This window comes from Nocardia sp. NBC_01388 (assembly GCF_045040085.1).
Lineage (GTDB): Bacteria > Actinomycetota > Actinomycetes > Mycobacteriales > Mycobacteriaceae > Nocardia.
On the sequence record NZ_CP109553.1, the window covers coordinates 2847467 to 2863491 of the forward strand.

Genomic DNA, 16025 nt, shown 5'->3' on the forward strand with positions numbered 1-16025 from the left:
AAATAGTGCGCCGCCAAAGGTTCGACTTGTCTCGAACCTCCGGGCATGCGACCCTAGGTTCGATCACAGCCGAACCTTCTGGTCGCACGTCTGGCGCTCGTTACGCGGGAGGACGCACATGAGCACTGATCTATCCACGAACACCGACACCGGGGCGAAAACACCACCGTCGAAATCGCTGGTCCTGGGGACCGTCCTGCTGGCGGTGTTCGTCGTACCGATGTCGATCTCGGGCACCGCGGTGGCACTGCCGGCCATCTCGGCGGATATCGGCGGCGGCACCGCCGGCCTGCAATGGGTGGTGAACGCGTTCAACCTGGCCTTCGCCTGCTTCACGCTGGTCTGGGGATCACTCGCCGACCGCTTCGGGCGTGGCAGGCTCTTCGCCCTGGGCGCGGCGACCTTCGCGGTCGGCAGCGCAGCGAGCGCGCTCGCACCTGGAATCGGCACGCTCGATATCGCCCGTGGCATCGCCGGACTCGGTGGTGCGGCGATCTTTTCGTGCGGAGCGGCCATCCTGTCCTCCTCGTTCGACGGGCCTGCCCGCCATCGCGCCTTCGCGCTCTTCGGCACCACGGCGGGCATCGGTGTCACACTCGGGCCGACAATCTCTGGCGCACTTGCCGATTCGGCGGGCTGGCGAGTGATCTTCGCTATCCAGGCCGCCGTTCTGGTGGCCGTGCTGGTGCTGTCACCCGCGGTCGGCCTGCGCGCTCCGGCGGTCAAGGTCGACGGACGTTTCGATATCGCCGGCAGTGTCCTGCTGGTGGTCGGACTGCTCGCCGCGATGATCGGCATCGTGCAGGGCCGGCCCTGGGGTTGGGGCTCGCCCGGCGTGATCATCGCGTTCGTGCTCGCGGTGCTACTGCTCGGCGCGTTCACGGTTGTCGAATCACGGCTCGCCACACCGCTATTGGATCTGCCGCTGCTCGTTCATCGACGCTTTCTCGCCCTGTGCCTGGTGCCGGTGGCGGCCTCGTTCGGCTTCGTGACACTGCTGACCTACTTTCCGACGTATCTGCAGTTCGTCGCCGGGGACTCCTCGGCGAAGGCGGGCGCGACCATCGTCCTGCTGACAATCCCCGTGGTTGTCGGGCCGCTGGCGGCCGGGCGGGCGGTCAGTGCGGGCGTGAATCCGCTCGTGGTGATCTGGCTCAGCCTCGCCGCGCTGGTCCTGGGCGATCTCGGCCTGCTGCTCGCCGGGCCGCACACCCTGGTCGCCGTACTGGCGCTGCCCCTGCTGCTCGCCGGATGCGGTATGGGGCTGTCCGCCGGTCTGGTAGATGGGCAGGCCTTGGCTCTCGTGCCGGAGGAACAGGCGGGAATGGCTGCGGGCGTGGTGAATACGCTGCGCCTCGGCAGCGAGGCGATCGCGGTCGCGGTGTATGCGGCAATCCTGTCGGGCCTCGCTGCGAGCCGAGCGCGGGACGGCCTGTCGGGCATCGCGGGCGTCACCGATCCCGACGCCGTGGTCACCAAGACCGCCTCCGGCGATCTCGGCAAGGCCCTCGATTCCGCGGGAGCCGCTCGCGCCCAAGTGCATTCGGTGGTGGTGGATGCGTACAACGGCGCCTTCCACACCACGCTGGTGACCATGACGGTCGTGGTTCTCGCACTGTCGGGCGCCATTGCGCTCCTGCTGCGCGGCGGACGTAAGGCATGACATCCAGCGCGCACTATGAGGTCGTGGTCGTCGGTTCGGGCCCGGTCGGTTCGCTGCTCGCGGCCGAGCTCGGCCGCTGGGGTGTTCGAGTCCTGGTGATCGAGGCCGCGCCGACGACAACACTGGTACCCAAGGCGGGCACGATCCACGCGCGGAGCATCCAATTGCTCACTCGGCGCGGCTATTTCCACGCGCCGAACGCGGGCCTCGGGCCACAGTCGACGATGTTCCACTACGCGGGACAGCCCGGGCTGGAGATCGCCGTTCCGGGCGGCGAGGGCCCCGCGATCGCCGGCATCGGCCAGAGTCAGCTCGAAAGTTCCTGGAGCGCACTGCTTCCGCGCCTCGGTGTGGATGTGGTGCGACCGGCCGCCGTGACCGGCGTAGTCGACTCCGGCGACGGAGTCGACATCCATTACCGGCGGGCGGGAGTCGACGAGTCGGTCTCGGCCGACTGGGTGGTCGGTGCCGACGGTGCGCGCAGCACAGTGCGGCGCAGTGCGGGCTTTCCGGTCACCGAGGTACCGCCGACCGCGGCGGCGCTGCTCGGCCTCGCACGTTTGGACAACCCGGCACAGGTGGTGGACGGCTGGGTGCGCACACCGCGCGGCTGGACGGTGATCAACCGGTCGCTGGGCCACAGCCGGGTGATCACGTTCGATATGTCCGGTCCAGAGCGCGACCACCGGCGCCCACTGACTCCGGCGGAACTGCAGCAGAGTGTGGAACATATTGTCGGCCAACCTGTTCCGATGCACGGTGTCACCCACCTGTCCCGATTCAGCGACTTCTCCCGCCTGGTCGACAGCTACCGGCACGGACGGGTGCTGGCGATCGGCGATGCCGCGCATGTGCACTTCCCGCTCGGCGGTCAGGGCCTGAATCTGGGCATCGCCGATGCCGTACAGCTCGGCTGGCGGCTCGGACTGATCACCCGGTTCGGCGCACCGGCGAGGCTGCTCGACGCGTTCTCGGCAGAGCGCCGCCCCGCCGCCGAGCGGGTGATCGTGAATGTCGCCGATCAGGCCGACCGCATGAGGTCCGGTCCCGAGGCCGATGCCCTGCGAGCCGAAATCATCGATGTCTTCGGCGATTCCGCGCGCAGCCGCGCTCTCGGCAATGAGATCAGCGCACAGGTGGACGGCGTGCCGATGCCGATCGAGACGCCCGCCGTGGGTTCGTTCCTGACCAACCGGCAGCTCACGACGACCATGGGCGGCACCTCGGTCATCGAACTGCTGGCGGAGCGCACACAGGCGATCCTGCTGGTCGCGGTGAGTCGCGCGGAAGAACGACGCGCCGAACTTGGCCCGTGGCACGACCGAGTGGACATCGTCCCGGTGCTGTATCCCACGCTGAATTACGATGTGCTGCTGCGCCCGGACGGTTTCATCGCCTGGTCGTCGGCCGAACTCAGCGCCGACCTGCGAGACAGCCTGACCGAAACATTCGGTGCGGCACTGGAACCGCGGACGCCATTGTCCGCCGCTCCTGTCTCATTACCAGCGCACCGGCAGTAGCGTCGGCCGGCGGAGCAGGACTCCCGAATCCCAGGGCAGCGATTCGGGATCCGCCGCCAGCCGCAGCCCCGGATACTCGGCGGTCAGCCTGCGGATGACCACGGTGAGCTCCATACGCGCGAGCGAAGCGCCCATGCAGTGGTGCATGCCGTAGCCGAACTGCAAGTGTCGCGGCCCTTTTCGCTCCGGGTCGATGCGGTGCGGTTCCGGGTATTCGCTCGGATCACGGTTGGCGGCAAAGGCATCGGCGTAGACGACGTCCCCCTCATAGATGACGCCGTCACCCACGGGCAGATCGCGGGTCGCGACCCGCGGAAAGGTCGAGATGGTGCCCAGTGGCAGCACCCGCAGCAGTTCCTCGACCAATTCCGGTGTGCGGTCCGGGTTCTGCACCGCCCACTCCCACAGCGGCGGCGCCGAAAGCAGCACGTAGACCGCCTTGGCGAGCACCGACAACACATTATGATCCGCGCCCAGCAACGAGCCCATGAGCAGTCCGACCAGCTCGGCATCGGACAGTCGCGGTTCCACACTGTCGCGCCCGGCGATAAAGCGGTCTACCAGGCCGCCCTCGAGCACTTCGCGTTTACCGGTGACCAGATCGGTGAGGTAGTCGTACACCAGCCAGAAATGTTCCAGCAGCCCGGGAACATCGGATTCGGGCGCCATCTGCACCACCCGCGATGACGGCCGGAAGTAGTCGATATCGCTGATCGGCAACCCGAGGAACGCCATATTGACCTCGACCGGGATCCGGTTCAGCACGGTGCCGAAGAGATCGGGCTGCTCCGAACGCCGCAGATTCGACAGTGCGCCATCCAGTATTCGGGTGGCAGCCGATTCGAGCGCAGCCACACTGCGCGCGCTGTAATCGGATGTGACGTACCCCTTCATCCGCGCGTGGTGGGGCACATCGAGATTGAGCGGAAGTTCCGGCGGCATGGTGGTGGGCAGAAAACTCGCACCGTCATCGGTATTGGTGACACTGCGACTGAACGCCGGGTCGGCCAGCACCGCCAGCACATCCCGATAGCGGGTCAGATGCACAGCGGTGTGACCGCTGGGCAGCACAATCTGCGGCAGCGACCCCTTACTCGATGCAGCGAGGGGCGTGTACGCGGGCGGTGGGTCGAGATTCGGAATGTCGGTCAGTAGAACGGGAGCCGATGCGAAGATCGGCAGCTCGGCGAGGGTCATGAGCATGCTCCTTCGAGACGGTCGTCAAACGACGCTGTAGGTTCCGGTGCGGTACGACAGCTCACGCAGGGTCTGTGCGTTGGAGGTGAATCTGATGGCCTGCCAGCCCGATTCCTCGGCGGCCGCGCAGTTCTCGGCGAGGTCGTCGATGAGCAGGCATTCGGACGGCGCGACGCCGAGCGCTTCCTCGGCAATGCGGAAGATCCGCGGTTCCGGCTTGCGCACGCCGACGATGCACGAGTCGATCAGGGCATCGAGCTCCCCCGCCGGCTCGATCATCCGATGCCAATGCGGTTCCCACTCCACGACATTGTTGGACAGCACGCCCACCAGGTGCCCCTGGGCGCGCATCGACCGGACCGTCGAGGCCATGAGGGAATTGCAGCGAATATCCGAGAACCATTGGCCGCCGAACATTTCCAGCTCGGCGCGCGACAGATCCAAGGCGGGATTCGCGGCCGCGAGATGGGTGCGCAGGCGAGATCCCCACTCGTACTCGGTGATCGAGGCGAGTTCGATCGGTGCGAGTGGATGCGCCCCGAGATCGGCGCCCACCGCGTCCATGGCGGCCCGCAGCGCACGCGGCGTGATCCCGGTCTTCTGCTCGTACGCGTCGAAGAGCTCGGACAGCGGCGGCGACAGCACTCCCCCGAAGTCGAACCAGATCGCCCGCGGCGCAATCGCGTTCATGCCGGGATCCGAATCGCGCGCACCCGCGGTGACGTGCCGATCCGCTGCAGCAGAATGGTCGCGGCGGCGATCACCCGCCCCTCCTGATGCAGCGATGCGGCGAAGGCGAGCTGATTACCGCATTCGGTGATCTCCGTCGTCACCTCGCAATCCACCGGCAGTTCGAGCTCGCCGATGCTGACGAACTGGACGGCGCACTCGACCAGCAGTAGTCGATGCGGCGAGAGCCCGAACAGTTCGTGCGCGGCGACCAGCGCGGATTGGCGGACCGCTTCGAAAACCAGCACACCGGGCACATGGTCGAGAGGGTGGTCGAACAGGGCGGGATGATCCTCGTCGACGAGAATCCGCGTCGAGATCGCATTGTCGTGCACCTCGAAACCTGCGATGAGCACATTGCCGGTCAGGCGCCGCGCGACTTCCCGGGGATCGATGCGAGTGTCGAGACCGTAGGCCCGCACCGGTTCGAGCGCCAGCGCCGCCCGGCCTTTGGTGCGCAAACGCGCCCAGGCCGCCCGCGGCATCCACTGGATCACCATGTCCATCTCCGCCGCGGGCCGATTGTCCAGGGAGAGCGTCATTTTGAGCGTGACGCCGACAATGACGCCGTCGCGGGTCTTCTCCTCGACGATCTCGGCATCGAGCACGCCGTCCGCGGGGCGCGGTCCGATGGCCAGCGCGTCCAGCGAAACAATGCGGAGCTCACCTGTGTTGAAGATGAACGCGGAGTCCGGCGGCGCCTGGACATACCGGTGCGCGATGAGAATCGAGGCCTGCCGGAAGGTTTCGAGCAGTAGCAGCGGGTCGTACCGCTGTTCCACGCAATCGTGATCGCTGTAATAGCTGTGCACCCGCGGAAGCTGCGCTCCCAGACGGAATTTCGGATAGCGATCGCACACGATATCGGTGAGGAATACTTCACAGATGGCAGCGCGATGTACGTCTTCGCGGGGTATCGAACTGCGATAGGACAGTCTGGGTTCCACAAATGTGGTCACACGTATCTCCTAAAACGTCGCTGGACCGAACGGGTGCAGGAGAATTCGTCATGCCGGACGCGGTGATACATGCAATGACGGCGGTGGGGGGCTGTGCCGCATCGCTGCACCGGGCATAAGGAGTCTCCGAGAAGGAGCAATCCTGCACCGGACGATGGGCACAGCGATCAGGGTCGCCGTGCTGTCCCGAGAGAGGGAGTCCGACTGAAGTAAAACAGACCATCCGACCCGCGGCAACCCGAGGAAGACCAGGTCACATCCACGGCCTGGTTCGATGAAAGACGAACCACTGGTAAACTGGATTCGTGCCCGATCACGAAGGTCACCCCGAAGTCGACGAGATCGAACTCGTCGACGTCTTCGCCGCTCTCGCCGATCCGCTGCGGCTGAAAGTCGTGCGCGATCTGCTCGCCGAACCCGACGGCGTCGAACGCCACTGCACGTCCTTCGGCCTCCCGGTCTCGAAATCGACCCGCAGCCACCATTTCAAAGTGCTGCGCGAAGCCGGCCTCATCCGTCAGGTCGACCGCGGCAATTCCCGAATGGCAACGCTCCGGCGCGGCGATCTCGAAACACGTTTCCCGGGGCTGCTCAGCTCCATCGTCTAAACCGTCACCGAAGGCCGCGCCCACACTGCTTCGGCAAGCCGCCGATGCGAATTCAGGCGGGCCTCGCGGTCGTAGGTGCTGGTGTGCACGAGGACTTCATCGGCTCCGGTGTGCGCGATAAGGCGATCCAGGGCGGGCAGCACAATCGACTCGGGGCCGTGGATATGCCCGCGAAGGGATTCTTCGAAGAGACGGCGCTGGCGGTCGGTCATGGGTTCGCGCTCGATGTCCTCCGGTGAACGCAATGGCGGGAATTCACCCCGGGTGCGCGAGTAGGCGGCGGACCACGCTTCGGGAAGCAGCAGGCGGTGGGCCGCTTCGGTCGTATCGGCGATGACGACCGAGGCCGAGACGATCACATAGGGCGCCGCACCCCACTCCGTGACGCGGAAACCATTGCGATAGTTCGTGATTGCCTCGACCATCGCCTCCTCACCGGAGGCCGCGGCGATGACCAGCGGCAAGCCGAACCGGGCGGCGCGTTCGGCGCCGGAACCGGTGGCGAGCAGATACGCCGGAACGCGCAGCCCTTCGGCGGGCCAGGCGTGCACACCGTTTCGGCCGCGGGTGAAGTAGTCGAGCAGTTCGGTCAGCTGGGCATCGAAGTCGTCGGCATCATCGCGGCCATGACCGAGTGCACGGCGCACACCGTCGGTGAATCCCACCGAACGGCCCAGACCCATATCGATCCGGCCGGGGAACAGAGCTTCGAGCGTGCCGAATTGTTCTGCCACCACGAGCGGTTGGTGGTTCGGCAGCATGACCCCGCCGGTGCCGATACGAATGTGATCGGTGGCGGCGGCAATCGCGGCCGCCAGCACGGTGGGCGCGGAGCCCGCGACGCCGGGAACGCTGTGGTGTTCGGACACCCAGAACCGGTGGTATCCCCAGCTTTCCGCGAGCCGCGCGAATTCGACGGTTTCCCGCAGCGCCTCCGGATGCGACTGCCCGCGGCGGGTGCGCGATCGGTCGAGGATCGAGAAGCGGGTCGCCTGCGATGCGGAGGTCACATACCTGATCAACGCGCTCCGCGCGCGTTGATTCCGCGCGCGCGAGGCCCGCGACCACCCGTGCACATGCACAAAAGCAGTGGTCAATGCTCGGCGTACCGCCGATTGCGCGCGAGTTCGCAGTGGTGTGAGCTAGGTCGCATGGGCCGGAGTATGTGATTCGGCTGTGTGGAAACAATGGAGTTTTTGGAGGCTCGGTGAACAGGTCTCGGATGCGGCGGCTGCTGGTTGTGGCCACGTCCGCATGTTTGGTGACGGTGGGAACGGGCGCGGTGTCGGCGCAGCCCGCCTATCCGCCGAACTTCCCGTCGGATCAGAATCAGATCCCGCAATTGCCGTCGGAGCCGCAGATTTACGACATGCTGCCGATCCCGTCGCCGGATCAGGACGCCTGGTACAACGATCCGCCGAACCTCGCCGACTACAACCCGGGTGACATCGTCCGGTCGCGAGAGGTCCAGACCCGCATTCTGGGCATCCCGTTCCCCGTGTACACCAAGCAGCTGCTGTTCCGGTCGAACGATGTGCACGACAATCCGATCGTCACCGCGACCACCGTGATCGTGCCGGGCATTCCGTGGCAGGGCAGCGCGCGGCCGGTGGTGTCCTTCCAGGAGGCCATCGACTCCACCGATTCGGCGTGCAATCCCTCGCACACCCTGCAGGTCGGCACCATGAAGGAGTCGACGCTGGTCGCCGGTTGGCTGGCACAGGGTTTCGCGATCAACATCCCGGACTTCGACGGAAAGTTCAATACCTTCAACACCTTCGACGAAGGCAAGATGGTGCTCGACAGCCTGCGGGCGATGAAGAACGATCCGGCCCTGGGATTCGCCGATTCGGGCATCGCGCTCTACGGATTCTCCGGCGGCGGCAGCGGTTCCATTCGCGCGGCCGAATTGCGGGAGACCTACGCACCGGATGTGCGGCTGCTCGGGACGGCCTTCGGCGGCACACCCGGCGACCTGGTGGCGATCGCGAATTACGGCTCCGCGCGCGAGCCGGGCGTGACGGGAACCAGCAATTTCACCATGTGGCTGGGTTTCGCCTCGCTGGCGCGCGAATATCCGGAGGTGTTCAAGCCCGAGGAGTTCTTGACCCCCGAAGGGCAGGGACTGCTGGCGGATATGCAGCACCGCTGCTACGCCACCATCGCGGCCGAAGGTGTGTATCGCCCGATCAGCGAGTACTTCCTGCCGGGGAAATCGATCAATTCCTCGCCCGAGGTGCTGAAGGTCCTCGAGGACAACAGTCTCGGCAAACACATTCCGGATACTCCGCTGCTGTGGTGGCACGGCGACTGGGACGAGCTGATTCCGCCGTCCACGGTGCTTCCGACGGTCCAGTCCTATTGGGATCGCGGCGCGGATCTGCGTTTCTACACCGATCCGATTCCCGAGCACCTCACCAATGCCGTGGTCGGCTGGGCGCCGGCGGTCGCGTGGACCAGTGCCGTGCTGCGCGGGTTACCGCCCGGACCCCGGTTCAAGGCCGATTTCCAGCCGCTCCCGCCGGGATTCCCGGGCAGCTGACGCCAAAATTCCCCCGGGGCTATCTGTGACAGCGTGTAGCGCATAATGTGTGCGGACACACAGTTCAGGTAGATCCGGGGAGGCAGCAGTGAACAACCACATCGTGGCGGACCCGGTCCTGCTCGCGGAACCGGCCGCCACACTGGAACTCTTGCGCGCCCGCGCCACGACGCTGGCCGGGGAGTTCAATGGTGAGGTCGCGCCCTACGACACACTCCCGCACTCGATGCGGGACGCGGATTTCGTACCGAGCGCGAAGCTCAATCTCGAACTGTTCTTCCGCTACGTCATCGACCACATCGAACCGTCCGCGGAGGACACCCAGCCGCTCATCGACCGGGCGGTGACGCTGGTCCACGACGGTATGGGCCTGACCGAGGTGCTGACCAACTACCGAGTCGGCGCGGCGTTCTTCTGGTCGCAGCTGATACCGCTGATGGATCGCGACGAGTACGGGGTCGTCCCCGAGGTCGGCCTGCGGCTCACCGAGTACATGGGCCTGATCATGGCGCGCATCGCGACCGCACTGGTCGAGGATGCCCGCCAGCCGCGCTGGGACATCCTCGAACGCCAGCACGAGGTCGCCGATGCGCTGCTGTCCGGCCGCGAACCCGGTAGCTGGGCGGTGGATCCCGAATCACCGCTCGCCCCGGCATTTCTCATCACCGTGGTCCGGCTCGGCGAACCGACCCCGGGCACCCTGACCCGGCTGCGCAGCCGCATCGCCCATCTGCCCGGTACCCTGCTGCACCGGGACAGCGGGGGTTGGACCGCATTGGTCCCCATGGCGGCGGACGGCGGTGAACCGGAGCAGGTGCTCGTGGATGCGCTTGCGCTGCGCGATATTCGGCCGCATCCGCAGTTCTGGATCGGCGTGGCGCCGGCTCCATCACACGCGGCGATTCCCGCCGCGTACGCCGAGGCCCAGATCGTGGCGGAGGTGGCGCGCTGTCTGCAACTTCCGGAGATCGTGTGCCGCCAGCAGGACATGATGTTCGAATTCGCCATCGCCACCACCGGTTCCACCCGGCGCACGCTGGCGGCCCTGCTCGATCCGCTCGACGATCAGCCCATGCTCGGCCAGACCCTCGATGCCTTCATCGACAATCAGTTCAACCACAATGCCGTCGCCCGAGCACTTTTCATCCACCGCAATACCGTCACCTATCGGCTGACCCGCATCGCGGACCTCACCGGCTACGACCCGCTGCACCCGTCCGGCATCTCGACGCTCATGGCAGCGCGTACGGCTCGCCGGCTGGAATCGAAGTCCTTCCAGCACGACGGCGAACACCGGCCTCGTGCTGGATGACCGCGATCGACAATCCACCGGATTCGGGAAGAGAAGACCCCACATCCGGGGTTGAATCGAGGAGGAGGTAGGTCTCGGTACGGACGGAATTTGCCTCTCGGGCATGACAATTCGCCCCCGGCAAGTCAAGATGATCAATGGCCCCGGCCACACATCAACCATATCGAAGAACAGTTCCAGCGCTTCGGCCCCTCGCGGCGCGGACAGGAGAACCCCGTGGCAACGTCGCCGCAGACCTCGGTATCCGTCACGTCCGTGATCGTCGAAACCAGCCCACCGGCTCGGATCGGCACCCGCATAGCGCATCCCGTCCTGCGCACCACCCTGCAGCAATTTCTGCGCGCGGGCGCCTGGGTGGCCGATTTCGGGCCGGTTCCCGCGGAGTTGATCTTCCGGGCCACCCGGCTCTCGGAGGCGCCCGCCCGCATCCTGGGCGCGCCGCGCGGGCTGCACCGGCATCCGGTGTTCTTCGACAATTTCCAGGCCGAATGGCTTTGGACCGCACCGATTCCCGATCCACGGATCGAGCGGGATGCGGCCATCCTCTACTTCCACGGCGGCGCGTTCATCGCGGGTGGTCTCAACAGCTACCGGCGCCACACCGCGAGACTGGGCAGCATCAGTGAATTGCCGGTGTTCACCGTCGACTACCGGCAGCTGCCCGATGCGCACCCCAATGACAGCCTCGACGATGCGCTGGCCGCGTACCACTACCTGCTCGATCAGGGCTTCGCGCCCGAAAAGATCATCATGTCAGGAGATTCCGCGGGCGGCGGTCTCGCGCTGCGCCTGGCTTTGACGGTGCGCGATCTGGGTCTGCCACTGCCCGCGGCTATTTCGGTCACCTCGCCGTGGGCCGATTTCGATTCCACGGCCCGCATGGCGCATGCCAATGCCAATTCCGACGCGGTGCTGCCGGCGGCGGGCCCCGGCATGGTGGTGCGGCGCGGGATCGCCATCGATGGGGTGCTCGATCCCAGCTGGTCGGTGGTCAATCACGATTTCACCGGACTGCCGCCGATCCTGCTGCAGGTCGGCTCCCGCGAAATGCTGCTCGCCGACGCGCTCGCGGTGGCCCGGCGCTGCGAGGAGGCACAGGTATCGCTGCGGCTGCAGATCCGGGCCAGTGCTCCGCACACCCTCATTCACCTCGGGGCAGGTCTGCTCGCCGACGGCCGCGATGCCGCCTGCGATGCGGCCGAGTTCCACCGTGCGATGATCGATTCGGCCGCCTCCGGCCGCAGCGCCGCCTGAATCGACCACGAGAGGCTCGAATGGTCCAGCCTGTCAGTACGTCCCAGCCCGCCGTCCTCATCACCGGCGCGGCCGCCGGCATCGGACGTGCCATTGCCGCCCGGTTCGCGGGTGCGGGCTGGACGGTCGGACTCTACGACATCGACGCCGACGCGGTGCGCCGCACCGCCGAGGAGATCGGCGGCCGGACCATCACCGGGGCTTTCGACGTGACCGATCCCGCAGGCTGGGAGCACGCACTGCAGGAGTTCACCGACACGACCGGCCGCCTGGACCTGCTGGTCAACAATGCGGGCATCCTCTATTCGGGAGCCTTCGGCGACATCTCACTGGAACGCCAGCACCGCCTGGTCGACGTGAACGTCAAAGGCGTCCTCAACGGCTGCCACACCGCACTCCCGCACCTGCGCCGCACCCCCGGCAGCCAGGTCGTCAACCTGGCCTCCGCCTCGGCCTTCTACGGCCAGCCCGGCCTGGCCACCTACGGCGCGACCAAAGCCGCCGTCCGCAACCTCACCGAGGCGCTCGACCTGGAATGGCGGCAATACGGCATCCCGGTCCACGACCTACTCCCCCTGTTCGTGGCCACCGGAATGATGGACGAGGTATCACGCGGCTCGAAGTCCGCAACCACCCTCGGCGTCCACCTGAGCCCCGACGATATCGCGGAAGCCTTGTGGCGCACCGCCACTCATCAACACCGCCTGCGCGGCCCACACGTCCTCATCGGCCTGCAAACCAAACTCACCGGCCTGGCGGTCCGGCTCGGCCCGGCATGGGTCACCCGGGCGGTCGTCGGCCGGCTCAGCAAGGCCGATTCGCTGTAGCGGAATCCTCAAACCAGTCGCCGAACAAGTGGAAGCCCCAAAGCCACTCCGGCCAAGACTCCACGTTGTCGGCTTCGAACCTCCAGCCGCCCAGCGCGCCACAATCAGCGACCGCGCTTCCCCGTTGCATGCGGTCGCCGCCACCGGCGGATGGTCCATCGAACCGGCGCGTAAGCGAGGGCGATGAGTATTGCGGACCCGGTGAAAACCTCGAAGCGCCCATCGCTGCGAGCATGGCTCTGCATCTGCGCTTGGCTCCGCAGGTCCCGGGGGCTGCTGTCAGACATCCCTTTCATCAGCCCGCCGGGCCAGTAGAGATGCACGTCGTGATCGCCGCGAGCGTGACCGCGCAGCACCTCGCATCCATCGATCGGAGCCATCACAGCGCCGCCGCACGTAGCAGTGTGCGTCAGATCGTGGACCCCGCCGATGAGCAGACTCACCGTCACGGCAACCGCGACCAGCACCAGAACTCCCAAACCGACCAGGGCCCAGCGTGCCGACGGATTCACGAATATCCTTCCAGTGTAGTGGTTTTGGTGAAACATCGGTGGCACGTGTTGCATTTCGCACGCAGCGTCTTCCGGAGGGCAATGGCGCAGTGATCGTTGCGGCCGTCTCCGCTTCGCCGACAGTGCACGATCCGAATTCACATGCAGTTGCGACTGCGAAAGCTGTTCCGCGTGAAGCGTTTTCCAATAAATCAGTGAGGCTGCGATCGATACCTGGTGCGACCAGCGCGGCCGATGCGGCCGGGCGAGAAGAGGCCGGGAAGCGACAACACCTACTCCGCGCGGCGTCGGCGACTACTGGATGTCTATTTGGCTACTGCGGACAAGGGCTTGGTGTCCGCGCCGGGCTCTTTACATTCGATGCGGACCTCGACCAGTGTGCCGAACGGGCCGACGGCGCCGATGCCAGGCTTTTCCTTCGACAGCTCTTGCATGAGCGCGATGCCGGTGTCGTCGTCTGTGTCTCGAGCCAGGAAGTCGTGGCAGGTCATGTCGGCGACGTTGGTGGTATGTACTTCGGTCGAGGGATTGACATCCAAGGCGACCCCGATTGCCTGGGTTCCTTTGTCCTTGCAGTTCATTTCCGCCCAGGTGACGCCCAGTTCGCCAACGCTCGAGCTGTGCCAGCCGGGGTTCTCGCCGGCGATCTGACGCAGCAGATCCTCTTTGTCGGACTGGCTTTCGGCCAGGAATATAGAACAGGCAGTCCTGGATGCCGGACCCAGGCCCGCTGCGCGATCAGCGGTCGTTGTGGGCGCACTGGTTGTGACACCGGTGGGCGCAGGGCTGGCCGTCCCCGAGGTTGTTGTGCTGCAACCGGTCACGGCGGCGACCGTAGCCGCCGCAGCGACCAGCGCAAGAACAAATCGCTTCATCGAACTCCCACCCATCGAATCTCCCCACCGGACAGACATATTCGCTCCGGCTCCACAACGATCTTGCCAGACCGGTGGGGCGACGCGCGCATTCGATCGAGCCGGGGCTCAGGAATCGGCCAGAGCTGTGGGCTACATGGGATTGACTAGAGAATCGGCCTGAGCGGTCAAAGATCGCGGTGGGGCGGCAAATTTTGCCGCTGAGGAGGGGTTTGTGACCGCTCAGGCCGGTCGAGACCTCTGACCGCGCTTACCGAACCGGCCGACAGAGGAACCTGAGCGATTCCCGAACTCCCTGATCCTTGCCGACAGAAGGCTACGATTGGTCGAACTTGCCTGCCTGAAGGGCGGCAGTGAAGGCATCCCACTCGGCCGGGCGGAACGTCAGTACCGGGCTGGACTCACCCAGCTTCGAGTCTCGCACCCAGACGGAGCCCCCACTCAGGTGCGCAGCCTCCACGCAGTCCTTGCCCGACCCGCTCCGGGTTGACTTGAACCACTTGGCGGCGGACAGGTCACTATTCACTCGCCGAACTCCTCCGCTGCTGCCAGGACCATTTGCCTGGACTGAACTTCGTCCAACGCTACCTGCCCGATCTCCCGCAATGCAGCCCGATATCGCTGAACTTCAGCCTCTCGTTCCAGATACAGATCCCCCGCATACTCCTCGACGTAGACGATCGGCGGCTCTGTGAGCTTCGACTGCGGAAGCACCGGAAACTCCAGGAGACTGAATGGCCCCACCAGAATCCCTAAGTGCCGCGCTGCACTGAACGGAACCACTCGGACCGAAACATTCTGCAGCTCGGACATTTTCGCCAGGTGCGCGAGTTGTCTGCCCATGACGGCTCGGCCACCTATCTGTTCCCTCAGCACAGCCTCGGACAGCAGCGCTGTCATGCGGAACTTGGGATCCTCCAGGCGAACCTGCCGCCGGGTGGCCAGCTCTATCCGCGTTTCCACGGCATCCGGTGTCAGCTGCGGAATCTCGGCCCAAGCCAGCGCTCGCCGATAGTCCGGAGTTTGCAACATGCCAGGAAGCACGCCTGTCTTCCACGCGGTGAACTGGTGTGCGGCTTCTTCCAGAGACAGGAAGTGATCGAATCCGCTCGGCAGCTGGGCGTCAGCGTAGGCGCGCCACCAGCCGCCACCCCGTTCACGTGCCGATCGGACTTCCTGCTGGAGGGCCAGCAGCCTCTTCCGCTCTTCGTCGCTCGCGTCGAACAGATCGCACAGTGCATTGATCTGGAACGAGGTCAGGCGGGTGGTCACCCCTTCCTCGGTCCGGCTGATGGACTGCGGGGAAGTCTCTGCGGCCCTTGCTGCTTCGGCCTGCTGTATCCCCTTGTGCGTGCGTAGACGGCGAAGTTCCCGCCCTAGAGCACGGCGGGCGAGCGTACTCCCGGAAAGGCTCATGTCTTTAGCCTCACTATCGAGCGGCGCAGTTTCTGGAAGCCGTCAAGTGGCTGTATGCAATTGGCGGCACCCGTGCAGAAAGTCTGGCGTCAACCATACGGAATCGGTCATCTGAGAATGCCAGTTTCTCAGGATCGGAGGTCTACTGGTTACACCCCCGGTGGACGAGAAACCATGGTCCCGGCCGATCGCCACCGACGTGCCCTGGCGATCGGAGCAACGCCCCGGAAGTACCGGCCATCGGGGGACTCATGACCACCGATACCGCGTCATGTGGAGTGACCACCCTTGCAGGGCAACGCTATTGGAAGCCATCGGCCTGTCGCGGGCGGCGTGCCATCGCATGGTTTTCCGAAGCACTCGAGACTTCTCGTTCCAGGGAGGATGAGCAATGCCGATCAGCCATATGCCGCCGGATTATCCGGTCATGAGTCTGGAAGTTGCGAAGCGCGGGCAATTGGAGCACGCGGATTGCCCCGAAAGTTGTTTGGCCAAAGCCTATTTCGATCGCCGGGTTCCCCGACTGGAACGGGAGGCGCAGCCGGTCAAGAGCTCCCGTGATTCCAGCCCCCGCAAGGGCGCCTGGAACATTTGGTGACCACTTCCTCGCC

The 16025-nt window shown here is 65.6% G+C and carries 16 protein-coding genes; 8 read left to right on the plus strand and 8 right to left on the minus strand.

Annotated features, from left to right (window positions below):
* Window positions 1-118 precede the first annotated feature (118 nt).
* The gene (locus OG716_RS13970) at window positions 119-1663 is read left to right on the plus strand and encodes an MFS transporter (protein ID WP_405138057.1); all 1545 of its coding nucleotides are present in this window, start codon (window positions 119-121) and stop codon (window positions 1661-1663) included.
* Window positions 1660-3183, plus strand: coding sequence for an FAD-dependent monooxygenase (locus tag OG716_RS13975; protein ID WP_405138058.1), 1524 nt, complete (start codon window positions 1660-1662; stop codon window positions 3181-3183). The genes OG716_RS13970 and OG716_RS13975 overlap by 4 nt, the downstream gene beginning before the upstream one ends.
* On the opposite strand, the gene OG716_RS13980 is transcribed toward OG716_RS13975, so the two are convergent.
* From OG716_RS13980 to OG716_RS13990, 3 genes are read right to left on the minus strand one after another with little or no spacing between them, the layout of a single operon-like run.
* Window positions 3163-4380: a cytochrome P450 gene (locus OG716_RS13980; RefSeq protein WP_405138059.1), complete on the minus strand. Its 1218-nt coding sequence runs from the start codon at window positions 4378-4380 to the stop codon at window positions 3163-3165. The genes OG716_RS13975 and OG716_RS13980 overlap by 21 nt on opposite strands.
* Before the next feature lie 24 nt (window positions 4381-4404).
* The gene (locus OG716_RS13985) at window positions 4405-5070 is read right to left on the minus strand and encodes an HAD family hydrolase (protein ID WP_405138060.1); all 666 of its coding nucleotides are present in this window, start codon (window positions 5068-5070) and stop codon (window positions 4405-4407) included.
* Window positions 5067-6068 (minus strand): AfsA-related hotdog domain-containing protein, encoded by a 1002-nt coding sequence (locus tag OG716_RS13990; RefSeq protein WP_405138061.1) that lies wholly within the window; start codon window positions 6066-6068, stop codon window positions 5067-5069. Before OG716_RS13990 ends, OG716_RS13985 begins: the two co-directional genes overlap by 4 nt.
* 305 nt (window positions 6069-6373) lie before the next feature.
* Between OG716_RS13990 and OG716_RS13995 the strand changes: the two genes are divergently transcribed.
* Window positions 6374-6676: an ArsR family transcriptional regulator gene (locus OG716_RS13995; protein ID WP_327146254.1), complete on the plus strand. Its 303-nt coding sequence runs from the start codon at window positions 6374-6376 to the stop codon at window positions 6674-6676.
* On the opposite strand, the gene OG716_RS14000 is transcribed toward OG716_RS13995, so the two are convergent.
* Entirely contained in the window at window positions 6673-7686 is a 1014-nt protein-coding gene (locus tag OG716_RS14000) for an LLM class flavin-dependent oxidoreductase (protein ID WP_405138062.1), read from the minus strand. The genes OG716_RS13995 and OG716_RS14000 overlap by 4 nt on opposite strands.
* A 212-nt stretch (window positions 7687-7898) precedes the next feature.
* Between OG716_RS14000 and OG716_RS14005 the strand changes: the two genes are divergently transcribed.
* From OG716_RS14005 to OG716_RS14020, 4 genes are all read left to right on the plus strand, one after another.
* Complete coding sequence (locus OG716_RS14005) at window positions 7899-9218, plus strand: lipase family protein (RefSeq protein ID WP_405139683.1); 1320 nt, start codon at window positions 7899-7901, stop codon at window positions 9216-9218.
* Window positions 9219-9306: 88 nt separating this feature from the next.
* Window positions 9307-10530: a PucR family transcriptional regulator gene (locus OG716_RS14010; RefSeq protein WP_405138063.1), complete on the plus strand. Its 1224-nt coding sequence runs from the start codon at window positions 9307-9309 to the stop codon at window positions 10528-10530.
* 216 nt (window positions 10531-10746) lie between these two features.
* On the plus strand, window positions 10747-11784 hold the full coding sequence (locus tag OG716_RS14015; protein WP_405138064.1) for an alpha/beta hydrolase: 1038 nt from the start codon (window positions 10747-10749) through the stop codon (window positions 11782-11784).
* A 20-nt stretch (window positions 11785-11804) separates the two neighbouring features.
* Window positions 11805-12611, plus strand: coding sequence for an SDR family oxidoreductase (locus OG716_RS14020; protein WP_405138065.1), 807 nt, complete (start codon window positions 11805-11807; stop codon window positions 12609-12611).
* Between the two features lie 104 nt (window positions 12612-12715).
* Here OG716_RS14020 and OG716_RS14025 read toward each other — a convergent pair whose 3' ends face one another.
* From OG716_RS14025 to OG716_RS14040, 4 genes are all read right to left on the minus strand, one after another.
* Window positions 12716-13123: a hypothetical protein gene (locus OG716_RS14025; RefSeq protein WP_405138066.1), complete on the minus strand. Its 408-nt coding sequence runs from the start codon at window positions 13121-13123 to the stop codon at window positions 12716-12718.
* A 305-nt stretch (window positions 13124-13428) separates the two neighbouring features.
* Complete coding sequence (locus tag OG716_RS14030; RefSeq protein ID WP_405138067.1) at window positions 13429-13998, minus strand: hypothetical protein; 570 nt, start codon at window positions 13996-13998, stop codon at window positions 13429-13431.
* A 316-nt stretch (window positions 13999-14314) separates the two neighbouring features.
* The gene (locus OG716_RS14035) at window positions 14315-14524 is read right to left on the minus strand and encodes a DUF397 domain-containing protein (RefSeq protein ID WP_405138068.1); all 210 of its coding nucleotides are present in this window, start codon (window positions 14522-14524) and stop codon (window positions 14315-14317) included.
* On the minus strand, window positions 14521-15414 hold the full coding sequence (locus tag OG716_RS14040; protein ID WP_405138069.1) for a helix-turn-helix domain-containing protein: 894 nt from the start codon (window positions 15412-15414) through the stop codon (window positions 14521-14523). Before OG716_RS14040 ends, OG716_RS14035 begins: the two co-directional genes overlap by 4 nt.
* 391 nt (window positions 15415-15805) lie before the next feature.
* Here OG716_RS14040 and OG716_RS14045 point away from each other — a divergent pair, with 391 nt between their 5' ends.
* The gene (locus OG716_RS14045) at window positions 15806-16012 is read left to right on the plus strand and encodes a hypothetical protein (RefSeq protein ID WP_405138070.1); all 207 of its coding nucleotides are present in this window, start codon (window positions 15806-15808) and stop codon (window positions 16010-16012) included.
* The last annotated feature ends 13 nt before the right edge of the window (window positions 16013-16025 follow it).